Consider the following 13,237-nt stretch of genomic DNA (forward strand, 5'->3'; position numbering starts at 1 on the left):
AAAATCTTTGTTTGGTTTATTTTACGAGATCAGCAAATTCGGCTTTGGCCGTTTCTTGTAAATGCTCCGGCTTTAATACAATTTGGACGCCAATTTTCCCAGCGCTGACGACCATTACTTCAAGCTGTTTTGCGGCCTCTGCAATAAAGGTTTTATATTCCTTTTTCATTCCAATCGGTGAGCAGCCGCCGCGGATGTAACCTGTCCATTTTTGGATGTCCTTCACCGGAATCATTTCAATCCTTTTTTCACCGGAAACTTTTGCAGCCTTTTTTAAATCCAATTCTGCCTCAACGGGAATGACAAAGACATAGATGTTTTTCGATGCCCCTTGGGCCACAAGAGTTTTATATACTACTTCTGGATCTCTGCCGATTTTATGGGCGACGGATACTCCATCGATTTTTCCGTCCTTGTTTTCGTATGTATGCATATCATACGGAATTTTCTTTGCGTCAAGAATCCGCATTGCGTTTGTTTTACCTTGTGCCATGATTATCATCCTTAAAAAAATTTTTTATTGCCATTATACCAAATACGGATGGATCCGCTCACAAAATAATCCAAAAACTGTCACCTGTTTGTCACTCTCTAAAACAATGGATGTAGTAAACTGAAGTAAATTAGAAAACTTCCAAGATTCCTGCAGACAATTTAGATTGAGGGTGGTTGGTTTGAAATACGATTTGGTTCTTTTACATGCACCTAGTGTCTATGATTTTCGGGAAAATGCTTTGCTTGCTGGACCGATTAGTGATGTTGTTCCGTCATCGCCGGTTTTCGAAATGTATCCAATTGGGTTAACAAGTATCGCCGATTATTTAGAACGATACGGATTTAAAGTCCGAATCATTAATATTGCCAATCGGATGCTGATGAATCCGAGCTTTAATGTTAAAAAAAAATTGCGCAGCCTGAACACAAGAGCGTTTGGGATTGACCTGCATTGGCTGCCCCATGCCCATGGAAGTATTGAACTCGCCAAAGTGGTGAAACAACTCCATCCAGACACCCCCATCATTTTCGGTGGATTATCTGCCACCTACTACCACAAAGAATTAATTGAATACCCATTTATTGATTTCGTGATGCGCGGTGATTCAACTGAAAAGCTGATGCTCCTCCTAATGAATAAACTCGAGGCAGGGAACACCCATTACGCAGACATCCCGAACCTTACTTGGAAAAGAGACAACCAAAAGGGCTTTAATCCGATTACGTATGTACCAAAGGATTTAGATGAGTTTGATGTCCCTGGCTATCGCTATACGATTCGTTCCGTTTTTAAATACCGTAACTTTATGGACCCGCTTCCCTATAATGGCTGGCTGCAATACCCCAATACGGCCTTGCTTACAGCGCGGGGCTGCACGCAAAATTGTCTGATTTGCGGGGGATCGCGGGATGCCTACAATGAAAATTGTAAGCGCAGCCAACTTGCGCTTAGGTCACCTGGCAAGCTCGTAAGTGACATTCAATTTATTCAACGTTTCAGCCGGGCGCCCATTTTTATTCTGCACGATATCCGCCAGGGAGGGGATGACTATGTTAATGAATTCTTTCGTTTGCTGAAAAGCATCCACCTGAAAAATGAGATCGTCTTTGAATTATTCCAATATGCCGATGAGTATTTTTTTGAAAAGTTGCAGGCAAGTGTTCCAAAATACAGTATTGAAATTACTCTTGAAACCTATGATGAAAATCTAAGACGGAACAATGGAAAGTTTAGCTGTACAAATCAGAAGGTTATCGACACATTGAATTTTGCCTTAAAACATGGCTGTAAGAAAATTGATTTGTTTTTCATGGTAGGTATACCGGGGCAGACGTATGAAAGTGCCTTAAAAAACATCTCGTTTTGCAAGCAAATTCATCTTGCCGGCGGGCGAGACCCAAGGCTGTTTTATTTTGTAGCACCGCTGGCTCCCTTTTTAGACCCGGCAAGCCCTGCTTTTGAGCATCCGGAAAGGTACGGTTACAAAAAGCTCTGTCATACGCTTGAGGACCACCGCAAGGCGATCACTCAGCCATCATGGAAGCATATGCTGAGCTACGAGACCAATGAGATGACGAGAGATGACATTGTCTCCGCAACATACGCTGCGGCTCATCAACTCAATGAGTTTAAATTGAAATATGCCCTTATTGACGGAGCAGCCTATTGCGATATTAAGCGAAAAATTGTCCAATCTTTAAACTATATTGAAAAAATTGATCAAATCCTTAAACTGCCGGATGAGCTGCAAGCAGCAGAGTTTGCAAAACTAAAAAAAGAAATAGAGGAATTAAACCATTATAGTATTTGCGGGAAGAATGAATTGAAATGGGAAGTCCAAAAGAATTATGCTAATATTTTTTCACTTGTCTCTGTCGGGATCGAGCAGCTGTGTGAGGATTATGCGATTAAAATCAGACATCAATTGAGCCCGAAACTAAGGGAGCAAGTGAATCTGGATTTAGAATAAAGAAAACTCGCCGATTGGCGAGCCCTAAGGGCGGTTCATGAGGCGTAGTTGCACTTATGCGCAGGAAGAAATTATAAACTTGGAAAAAGTTTATACTTTCTTACCAGCTAAAGAAAAGGTAATGGGGTTTCCCCAATACCTTTTCTAATGCCCCCCAAGATAGGCTGATTTAATTTGGTCACTTGCCGTGAGTTCTTCTGCAGAACCTGATGCAACAATTTTCCCTGTTTCAATGACATAGGCACGGTCGGCGATTGATAAGGCCATATTGGCGTTTTGTTCAATCAAGAGAATCGTTGTGCCTGTTTTATTTATTTCCTCGATAATATTAAAAATTGTTTTGACTAAAAGTGGTGCAAGTCCCATTGATGGTTCATCCAATAACAACAGCTTTGGACGAGCCATTAATGCACGCCCCATTGCGAGCATTTGCTGCTCGCCGCCGGATAATGTTCCGGATAATTGCTTGCGGCGCTCATGAAGGCGCGGGAACAACTGATACACCTTATCGAAGTCCTCACGAATTCCTTGCTTATCATTTCGAAGATAGGCACCTAATTCAAGATTTTCCTCAACCGACATATTTGCAAACACACGGCGTCCTTCCGGAACATGGGATAATCCCATTTTTACGATGGACTGGGCCACTTTACCGCCAATCGGCTTTCCTTCAAAAAGGATTTCACCATTCTTCGGTTTTAGTAAGCCCGAAATCGTTTTTAATAGTGTACTCTTCCCCGCACCATTCGCCCCAATCAAAGTAACAATTTCCCCCTGGTTGATTTCAAGCGAAACACCTTTTAAGGCATGAATATTACCATAGTATACATTGATATCATTAATATTTAACATTATGAAATGACCTCCTCGCCGAGGTATGCTTTGATGACTTTAGGATTATTTCTGATTTCCTCAGGAGTTCCTTGTGCAATAAGTTGGCCGGAATCAAGTACATAGATTCGTTCACATACGCCCATGACAAGTCCCATATCGTGTTCAATCAGCAAAATCGTTAAGGAGAAACGCTCACGGATTAACGCGATTAGATTCATCAATTCCTCTGTTTCCTGTGGATTCATCCCGGCTGCCGGCTCATCTAAAAGCAACAATTTAGGGTTGGCCGCAAGGGCACGGGCAATCTCAAGACGGCGCTGCTGACCATAAGGAAGATTCTTCGCCTTTTCATGCATAAATCCATCCAGGTTAAAAATCTTTAAGAATTCAATCGCCTTTTCCTCCATTTCTTTCTCACCGGAAAAATGAGGAGGAAGACGGAAGATTGAGCTTAAAATCGAATGCTTGGCAAGCGAATGATAGGCTACCTTAACATTATCAAGCACAGATAATTCACTAAATAAACGAATATTTTGGAAGGTACGACTAATTCCCTTTTTAGTAATTCTATAGGGCGCCAAACCATTTAATTTTTCCCCATCTAAAGAAATGCTTCCTTCTGTTGGTACATAAACCCCTGTAAGGAGGTTAAAAAATGTAGTTTTACCGGCGCCGTTTGGTCCAATTAATCCGACAAGCTCGCCTTGGTTTAATTCAAGGTTAACATCAGAAACGGCCTTTAAGCCGCCAAAGCGGATTCCGGCATTGTCTACTTTAAGCAACGGTGTGTTTGCATTCATCCTTTTACTCCTCCTTTAACGGATTTACCACCTTTAAAGAATGAGGTTATTTCTTTTGTTCCTAACAATCCTTGTGGACGGTAAAGCATCATGATTACTAGAACTAAGCTGTATACAATCATCCGAACTTCAGGGAAGCCCTGCAAATATGTTGAGATAATTGTGAGTAAGATCGCGGCAATGACTGCCCCAGACATACTTCCTAATCCACCAAGTACAACGAAAATCAAGATATCAAAGGACTTCAAGAAGCCAAAGTTCGTTGGCTGGATAATATAAAAGTTATGAGCATACAATGCACCGGCAACCCCTGCAAAAAAAGCACCGATGGCAAATGCGGCAACCTTATAGTACGTCGTATTGATTCCCATCGCATCGGCAGCTATTTCATTTTCACGAATGGAAATGCAAGCACGCCCGTGTGTTGAATTCGTAAAGTTTACAATTACTACAATGGTTAAAATTACACAGCCTATAAGCCATGGCCATGTAGTGAAATGAGATACGGTCATCCCGCTTGCTCCGCCGACATAGTCGATATTTAATAAAACAATCCTGACAATTTCCCCAAAGCCAAGCGTCGCAATCGCTAAATAGTCTCCCTTAAGTCTAAGGGTCGGAATACCAATGATTAGTCCTGTAATCGCTGCAGCTACTCCTGCCACTAAAATGGCTACCGGGAAGGGAAGACCTAATTTCATCGTCACAATCGCTGATGCATATGCACCAACTGCAAGGAACCCGGCATGTCCAATCGAAAACTGGCCGGTAATTCCGATAATTAAATGTAAACTTGCTGCTAATATAATATTAATTCCAATAAAAAACAATGTGTTTACATAAAACTGATTCAGTGTTCCACCATTAATTAAAAATTGGATTACAACTGAAAAAACAACGGCTAAAACGATTGAACTCCAGAAGCCTTTTGTATGTTTAATTGTATTCATCGCTTAGCCACCCCCTATACCTTTTCCCTGACATTTTTACCAAATAACCCTGCCGGACGGAAAATTAAGATTAAAATAAGAACAACAAAGGCAACGCCATCGCGCCATAAGGAGAAACCTAACGCACTGACAAGCGATTCGATTACACCCAAGACAAGACCACCGGCCATTGCACCCGGGATGATTCCAATTCCACCTAATACAGCGGCTACGAAGGCTTTCAAACCAGGGATAATTCCCATCAACGGTTCAATTTTTGTATAGTACATACCAAAGATTACACCTGCTGCACCTGCAAGGGCTGATCCGATTGCAAAAGTTGCTGAAATTGTGTTGTTTACATTTATACCCATTAACCGCGCTGCATCCATATCGTGTGAAACAGCACGCATTGCTTTCCCAATTTTAGTTTTCTTAACGATAAATTGCAGTAAGATCATTAAGAAAATAGATGTAGCTAAGATCAGTAAGGACTGGCCGCTAATTTCCACGCCAAATACTTCTAAACTTTTAAATGGAACAAGATTGTCAGGATATGCAGCTGGCTGCGCACCTCTAATATAAATCATTCCATACTCAATAAATAATGATACACCGATTGCCGTAATAAGAGCGGCAATTCTTGTTGCATTTCTTAAAGGTTTATAAGCAATTCTTTCAATTAGAACTCCAAAGATCGCACAAACTACCATTGATATAATTAAAGCAAGGAAAAAATTCATATGAAGAAATGTGATTGAATAAAAGCCGATAAAGGCTCCTACCATGAAGACATCTCCATGGGCAAAGTTGATTAATTTTACAATACCGTAAACCATTGTATACCCTAAGGCAATTAAAGCATAGATACTGCCCAAAGAAATACCGTTGACTAGCTGCTGTATTATTTCCATGTATTACACTCCTTTTAAAAGGACTTTCCACTTCAAAAACGCATTTAAGTGCTGAATCTATCAAATTCAAGTCTATTAAATTGGAATAGGGAGACATGAATCTCCCTATTCATTTTCGTTTCATCTTATTGAGGATTTACCTTTGATTTAAATGTTTGCTTACCATCTTTGTACTCAAGAATGACAGCTGATTTGATTGGATCGTGGTTCTTGTCAAGCTTCATTGATCCTGTTACAAGTGATAAATCGTTTGTTTCAGCAAGAGCCTTTTGGATTTTTTGCGGGTCACCAGAGCCTGCACGCTTAATTGCATCCGCGATAAAGTAAGCTGAGTCATAACCTAAAGCGTTAAAAGCATCTGGAGTTTTGCCATTGTACTTCGCTTCGAATGCTTTTACGAACTCTTGTACTTTTGTATCTGAATCACCAGAAGAGTAGTGGTTTGTAATGTAAGTGTTATTTAATGCTTTCGCACCAGCGATTTCTACTAGTTTAGGAGAATCCCAGCCGTCAGCACCCATCATTGGTACATTTAGACCAATTTCACGCGCTTGCTTCACGATTAAGCCTACTTCTTCATAGTATCCAGGGATAAACACAAAGTCAGGTTTTTTCGCTTTGATACGAGTTAATGTAGCATGGAAATCAGTATCTTTTGCAACATATGCTTCTTCAGATACAACATTGCCGCCATTTTTCTTAAAGAAATCTTTGAAAGAAGCCGCTAAACCTTTTGCATAGTCACTTGAGCTATCAATAAGGACTGCTGCATTCTTCACTTTTAATTCATTGGAAGCGAAGTTAGCCGCTACAGTACCTTGGAATGGGTCAATGAAACAAGTACGGAATACATAATCATTTAATTTTCCATCTTTAACAGTAACCGTAGGGTTGGTTCCTGTTGGAGTCAAAATAGGTACTTTATTATCATTAGCAATTTGTACTTGTGCAAGGGTGTCTGTACTTGTTGCTGCACCAATAACCGCTGATACTTTATCTTGTGTAATTAATTTGATTGCGCCGTTTGTTGCTTCAGCAGCATCTGATTTGTTATCAACACTTACTAGCTGTAATTTCTTGCCGTCAATTCCTTTTTTGTTGATTTCGTTGATGGCAAGATCAATACCTTCTTTAATCGATTGGCCGTAAGAAGCAACGCCGCCGGATAACTCAAGGTTGGCTCCGATTTTAATCGTCTTACTGTCACTGCTTGAAGCATTGCCGCTGGTTGATGAACTGCTGCTGCAGCCTGCCATTACGCTAGCCGCAACTAAAAAGGATGCAACTACACCTGCTACTTTCCTCTTTCTCATGGTATACCCCCTGCTAGATATTTTTTCCATTAGTTTTCTTACTGTTTCTAAAACAATTAATATTCTGAAAACATTGTACAAAATTATTTTCCTTTCGTCTAGTACTATTGTCCGTTATTTTAAAATAATTTTTAAAATAATAAATATTTCAGGCTAACCTTTGTCCAATTGCGATTTTCGCACTGTGAAGCGTTAAAATTTATATGGAATGTAAAAGTAAGTCATTTCAAAAATATTTTTCAAAAAAAGAGTGAAAAAAAAGAGAACTCCTGAAATGGAATTCTCCTTTTGTAAAAAAATTATTCTAATACTTTACTTTTCGTTTCTTTTCCTAGAAACACTACAGCAGCTGCCCCTACTAGTATGGTAATACAAAAAATAGTGAAAATCATGGAAACGGACGTCTTTCCTGCCACTAGATAGCCGACCAACAGCGGTCCAAGCACCCCGCCGATTCGACCAAAGGATGCTGCCATCCCAGTACCGGTACCGCGGATAATGGTAGGATACTGTTCTGGTGTGTAAGCGTAAAGTCCGCCCCATGCACCTAAATTAAAGAAGGATAACAGAATTCCTGAAATCATTAATAAAGCTGTTGTATCAGCATTTCCAAAGAAATAAGCGCTGATCGCCGTTCCTGTTAAATAGACGGCCAATACAAATTTCCGGCCAAATTTTTCAATAAACCATGCTGCGGTAAAATAACCTGGCAGCTGAGCAAGAGTCATAATCAGTACATATTCGAAGCTTTTAATTAGACTAAAGCCTTTCATGACCATAACACTTGGAAGCCAAAGGAACATTCCGTAATAGGAAAATACGACACAGAACCAGACAACCCAGAGCATTGTGGTTTGGCGGCCATATTCCTTGGAAAATAATTTTGCCATGCTTTGAAATACTGAAATTTTCTCTTTCTTTTTCACTTCGGTGAAACGTGGAGAATCCGGTAAGCCCATGCGTAAATAGAGAGTATAAATGGCAGGAATTGCACTAATCAGTAATGCTACCTGCCATCCAAACTTCGGAATGACAAAATAGGAAATAACTGCGGCAACCAGCCAGCCGACTGCCCAGAAGCTTTCAAGCAGTACAACAATTCTTCCGCGCTTTTCAACCGGGACACTTTCCGAAACAAGGGTGGAGGCCACCGGAAGCTCACCGCCAAGACCCATCCCAATGAAAAACCTCAATACTAAAAACATGGTGATCGTTGTGGTAAAGGCGGAAGCACCACTGCCAATTGAAAATAATAATAGCGTGATTATAAAAACACTTTTCCGGCCCACCCGATCCGCCATTAATCCAAAAATAAGGGCGCCGACTGCCATACCGATGGAGTTAATGCTGCCAATCCAGCCCATTTGCTCCGCGGATAAATTCCACTCTACTTTTAGGGCCGCGATAATGAAGGAAAGCATCCCCACATCCATGGCATCAAACATCCAGCCCGTACCGGCAATGGTCAGCAATTTCCGGCTGGAGACATCCTTGTTTTTCATCGCAGCGCCTCTGTTAAAAACATCCTGCTCGTTAATCATTTGGACCCTCCTGATCTAAATATTATTTTTACTATTTCCAATACCTCATTCTTTTAATAAGTCCAACTGTATTCTAACAGGTGTCTTTACAGCAGTCACTACATTTTTTTTAAAAATATGATTGATGCTTCATTGGAAACGTACGCTGTGTGTGCTTTTTAAGATACAGGCTCCAATCAACGTTGTTTCAAGAATCAACATTGACCTTTAACTAAGCCAAGATAAAAAAGAGCACTGTTAGTCCAGTGCTCCTTCGATATTTTTAAATTGATTGAAAAACATATGATAGTATTTTCCGTTTTGCTTCATTAATTCATCGTGGCTGCCTTTTTCAATAATCTGCCCTTGATCGATCACCATAATGGTATCAGCATCTCGAATCGTATTTAAGCGGTGGGCGATGATGAAGCTTGTGCGGTTCTCCATTAACGTTAACAGTGCTTCCTGAATATGAAGCTCAGTACGAGTATCGATACTCGAGGTTGCTTCATCCAATATCAACAGGGAAGGTTTTGCTAATATCACCCTAGCAATTGCAAGCAACTGGCGTTGGCCTTGACTTAAATTACCGCCATTCTCCGCAAGCACCGTATCATATTGCTTAGGCAGGCGTCTGATAAAGCCATCCGCATTGGCCATCCCTGCGGCTGCCGCCACCTCATCATCCGTCGCATCCGGTTTTCCATATTTGATATTTTCCTTAATCGTCCCTGAGAATAAATAGGTATCCTGAAGTACAAAACCAAAGCATCGCCGCAGACTATCCCTCGTATATTCGCGGATATCTCGGCCATCCAGTAAAATCCGGCCGCTCGTCACATCATAAAATCGCGTTAACAGGTTCACCACCGTCGTTTTTCCTGCACCGGTCGGTCCGACAAGTGCCGTACTGCTGCCCTCAGATGATACAAAATGAACATTTTTTAAAATCGGGACATCCTCCCGATAGCCGAAGCTTACATTTTCAAAAACAACATGGCCCTTCGGATGAATTAAATCCACTGCATCAGGCATATCCTCAGGCTCTTCCTGTTCATCGAGAACTTCAAAAACCCGCTCTGCACCTGCAACACCAGACTGCAGGATATTAAAAATATTGGCAAGATCATTCAGCGGACGAACAAATTGCCGGGAATACGTGATAAAGCTGGCAATTGCACCAATGGTAATCAAGCTTTTAACGGCAAGAATTCCCCCGACAACCGCTACAAGTGTAAAACCTAAATTGTTAATTACGTTCATAATCGGCATCAGGAATCCCGACCAAATTTGCGCCTTAAGGCCGACCTCACGGAGCTTGGTGTTGACTTCATCAAATTCCTCGATGACCTTATCCTCATGGTTAAAAGCTTTTACAACATGCAGACCAGATATAGTCTCCTCAATATGACCGTTTAATTTTCCTAATTGGATCTGCTGTTCCTTAAATAACACACTTGTCTTTTTGGCAATCGTTTTGGTGAGCAAAAAAACTAACGGAACCGTTATTAAACTTACCAAGGTCAAAATCGGGCTCAAAACCAGCATCATAATTAAGGACCCAATAATGACAATTGCCCCGGACATAAGCTGAGTCGTTGATTGAGAAATTGTGTTGCTGACATTATCAACATCATTGGACAATCTGCTCATTAATTCTCCGTGTGTTCTGGTGTCAAAAAACGCAACAGGGAGCTTTTGCAGCTTTCTGAAAAGAGCATCCCTTAGGCTTTTGACTATCCGCTGTGATACCCCCGCCATCAACCAGCCCTGTAAAAAGGTTAAAACAGCATCGGCGACATATGCAGAAGTTAGAATAATGACTGTCTTTTCTAACAATCCAAAATCAACCCTGCTATGGAGGCTCATCGCATCAATTGCTCTTCCGATTAGGTAAGGGGCAATTAATGTAAGGACAGAATCAATCACAATAAATAAAAAAATGAATGAAAGCATTTTCCTTTCTTTGCCTACATAGTGCCATAACCGCTTCAGTGTTCCCTTAAAATTCTTTGGCTTCACAACAGGCCCTCTTCTATGGGCACCGCCAAAGCCGCCGGGCCGTCCTCCTGGACCGGGAAGCGGCGGGGTGGGACGCGATTGTTCTGTTTCCTTCGTCATCTACTCCACCTCCTTGCCAATCTGCGATTGGAAGATTTCCTGATAGACTTTGCATTCGTGAATCAGTTCTTCATGTGTTCCGATTCCAACTACCTTACCTTGTTCCATCACAACAATTTTATCGGCATCGATAATAGAGGTAATCCGCTGGGCAATTAACAAACAAGTGAGGCCATTTGCGTATTTTTTCAAGGATTCCTTTATTTTTGCCTCTGTTGCCACATCAACGGCGCTCGTACTATCATCCAAAATAAGAATTTCTGGTTTTTTAATTAATGCCCTGGCAATGGATATCCGCTGTTTTTGTCCACCGGAGAAATTCACGCCGCCCTGGCCAATGATGGTTTGGTAACCTTCTGGAGAAGCCGATATAAAATCGTGGGAACCGGCAATCACAGCTGCCGCTTCAATTTCCTCGTCACTGGCATCCTCTTTACCCCATTTAATATTTTCAGCAACACTGCCGGTAAAAAGAATCGTCTTTTGCGGTACAATCGCGATTTTTTCTCTCAATCTTTTTGGATCAACCTCGTTAACATTTTCACCATCTACCTTGATGGTCCCGGAGCTGACATCATAAAAGCGTGGGATGAGGCCGACAAGCGTACTTTTTCCCGATCCGGTCGAACCAATAATCCCAACGGTCTCCCCAGGCAGGAAGGTAAGATTAATATCTTTTAAAACAGGTTCATTTGCTCCCTCATATGAAAATGAGACGTTTTCAAAGTCAATTCTGCCCTTTTCTATTGGATTTTCGTTCACTTCGTCCTTCCAGGTCTGGAAGTCTTCCTGTTGAAATACCTCGCCAATCCTACCGGCTGAGGCCTTGGCACGAACGAACATATTAAATACCATGGAGATCATCATCAATGAAAATAAAATTTGTGTCATATAGTTGGTAAATGCAATAATATGACCGACTTGAATATGGCCAGATTCGACTCCTAATCCTCCCAGCCAGAGAACCGCGACAATCCCCAGATTTACCGTCAGCATGATAGAGGGGCCGAAAATAGACATTAGTCTTGTCGCTGAAATCGATTGGTCCTGAAATTGATGATTAGCCTTCGTGAATTTAGCAATTTCTACATCCATTCGATTGAAGGCTTTTACCACGCGGACTCCTGATAAATATTCCCTCATTACACTGTTCACCCGGTCTAATGCCTTTTGCACCTTGGTGAATAGAGGGAATCCGAGCCTCATATTCATCACAATCAACACTCCAACGATTGGTACCACGACCGCAAGGACCACCGTGAGGCGAAGGTTTAACCGTGAGGCCATAATTAACCCGCCAATGGCAAGGAGGGGGGCCTTTACGAACATCCGCATTAGCCCGTTTACAAAGATTTGGACTTGGTTTACGTCATTGGTTAGTCTGGTGATTAACGACGCGCGGTCAAAGCGGTCGATATTTTTAAAAGAAAGTGATTGTACTTTCTTAAATAAATCCGATCGGAGTTCGGCGCCAAAATTTTGTGAAACCGTACTGGCCACGATACTTCTCGTAGAGGCAGACACCGCACCAAAGGCCGTAACCAATAGCATAATGCCGCCCATTTTTAATACATAATGAATATCCCGTTTGGCGACACCAACGTCAATGATCTTGGACATAATGGTCGGCTGCAGCAGGTCACATATGGCTTCGAAGGTTAGAAATAATACGGCGGTTAAAAAGAGTTTCCAATACTTCCTTATATATTTGCCTAAAAATTTCACGACATTGTTCACCTCTAATTGCTGGAAATGTAGGAAGTATCAAATTTAGATACGTATATTATAATGAGGCCACGGGTTGTTAAACAAATTTTAGGACTTACTATTATTCAAATTAAAAAACAACACTCCGCGTATACGGAATGTTGCTTGTCTCTTTTAGTATGTACTTATTCTGCAGGGCGGAATTCATGAACCCAGACGCGCATTTGTGGAAGCCATGGCATTCCCGGATGCATCGAAAGAATCGATTGCTTATAATCTTCTAGGGAATTGAAGCCCTCGCGGCGTGCATCGTCATCAGTTAATTCACCCAGAGATTGCGAGTAGACCTTTTCGACGACAAATTCACGGCCCTCTAGTGTCATGATTTCCCCTGGATCGGCATAACGTCCGTTACGGCGCGTTGCTGTTTTTTCTCCTGAAAGTACTTTTTGTACGTCTTCCGCTACCGTTATCATGCGGTCAATTGTACATGTCTTTGGTGGTAATGCATTGTTTTCTGTCATCATCATTTCCTCCTTGCATAGATTATTTTTCCATTTTAGCATTATTGAAACCATAAGAAAAGTTCACTCTCAAAATCTCAATAAAAAGGCGGAACCAGTTGGTTCCTGCC

11 protein-coding genes are annotated in these 13,237 nt (G+C 41.5%); 1 reads left to right on the forward strand and 10 read right to left on the reverse strand.

What is annotated here, in order from left to right; all coding sequences use genetic code 11:
* Positions 1-16 precede the first annotated feature (16 nt).
* Positions 17-493 carry a Cys-tRNA(Pro) deacylase gene (ybaK, locus tag ACFQZ9_RS13515; RefSeq protein ID WP_198310948.1) on the reverse strand — a complete coding sequence of 159 codons (477 nt, stop codon included), beginning with the start codon at positions 491-493 and terminating at the stop codon, positions 17-19.
* A 181-nt stretch (positions 494-674) separates the two neighbouring features.
* Between ybaK and ACFQZ9_RS13520 the strand changes: the two genes are divergently transcribed.
* Positions 675-2,465 carry a TIGR04190 family B12-binding domain/radical SAM domain protein gene (locus ACFQZ9_RS13520; RefSeq protein ID WP_498944191.1) on the forward strand — a complete coding sequence of 597 codons (1,791 nt, stop codon included), beginning with the start codon at positions 675-677 and terminating at the stop codon, positions 2,463-2,465.
* 144 nt (positions 2,466-2,609) lie between these two features.
* Here ACFQZ9_RS13520 and ACFQZ9_RS13525 read toward each other — a convergent pair whose 3' ends face one another.
* The 9 genes from ACFQZ9_RS13525 to ACFQZ9_RS13565 all read right to left on the reverse strand — a co-directional run bounded on the left by ACFQZ9_RS13525 (position 2,610) and on the right by ACFQZ9_RS13565 (position 13,130).
* Positions 2,610-3,317, reverse strand: a complete 708-nt coding sequence (locus ACFQZ9_RS13525; protein ID WP_198310950.1) for an ABC transporter ATP-binding protein — start codon at positions 3,315-3,317, stop codon at positions 2,610-2,612.
* Complete coding sequence (locus ACFQZ9_RS13530; RefSeq protein ID WP_498944192.1) at positions 3,317-4,099, reverse strand: ABC transporter ATP-binding protein; 783 nt, start codon at positions 4,097-4,099, stop codon at positions 3,317-3,319. Before ACFQZ9_RS13530 ends, ACFQZ9_RS13525 begins: the two co-directional genes overlap by 1 nt.
* Entirely contained in the window at positions 4,096-5,049 is a 954-nt protein-coding gene (locus ACFQZ9_RS13535; protein ID WP_198310952.1) for a branched-chain amino acid ABC transporter permease, read from the reverse strand. The genes ACFQZ9_RS13530 and ACFQZ9_RS13535 overlap by 4 nt, the downstream gene beginning before the upstream one ends.
* Before the next feature lie 14 nt (positions 5,050-5,063).
* Positions 5,064-5,942 (reverse strand): branched-chain amino acid ABC transporter permease, encoded by an 879-nt coding sequence (locus ACFQZ9_RS13540; RefSeq protein WP_198310953.1) that lies wholly within the window; start codon positions 5,940-5,942, stop codon positions 5,064-5,066.
* 125 nt (positions 5,943-6,067) lie between these two features.
* Complete coding sequence (locus tag ACFQZ9_RS13545) at positions 6,068-7,255, reverse strand: ABC transporter substrate-binding protein (protein WP_498944193.1); 1,188 nt, start codon at positions 7,253-7,255, stop codon at positions 6,068-6,070.
* 299 nt (positions 7,256-7,554) lie between these two features.
* Positions 7,555-8,757: an MFS transporter gene (locus ACFQZ9_RS13550; RefSeq protein WP_498944275.1), complete on the reverse strand. Its 1,203-nt coding sequence runs from the start codon at positions 8,755-8,757 to the stop codon at positions 7,555-7,557.
* 276 nt (positions 8,758-9,033) lie between these two features.
* Entirely contained in the window at positions 9,034-10,896 is a 1,863-nt protein-coding gene (locus tag ACFQZ9_RS13555; RefSeq protein ID WP_498944194.1) for an ABC transporter ATP-binding protein, read from the reverse strand.
* Positions 10,897-12,621 (reverse strand): ABC transporter ATP-binding protein, encoded by a 1,725-nt coding sequence (locus tag ACFQZ9_RS13560; protein ID WP_498944195.1) that lies wholly within the window; start codon positions 12,619-12,621, stop codon positions 10,897-10,899. It lies immediately after the preceding gene.
* A 167-nt stretch (positions 12,622-12,788) separates the two neighbouring features.
* A complete protein-coding gene (locus ACFQZ9_RS13565) occupies positions 12,789-13,130 on the reverse strand; it encodes an ASCH domain-containing protein (protein ID WP_498944196.1) in 342 nt (113 codons plus the stop codon).
* Positions 13,131-13,237 lie beyond the last annotated feature (107 nt).

This window comes from Neobacillus sp. GCM10027624 (genome assembly GCF_042675345.1).
Taxonomy (GTDB): domain Bacteria; phylum Bacillota; class Bacilli; order Bacillales; family Cytobacillaceae; genus Neobacillus; species Neobacillus cucumis_D.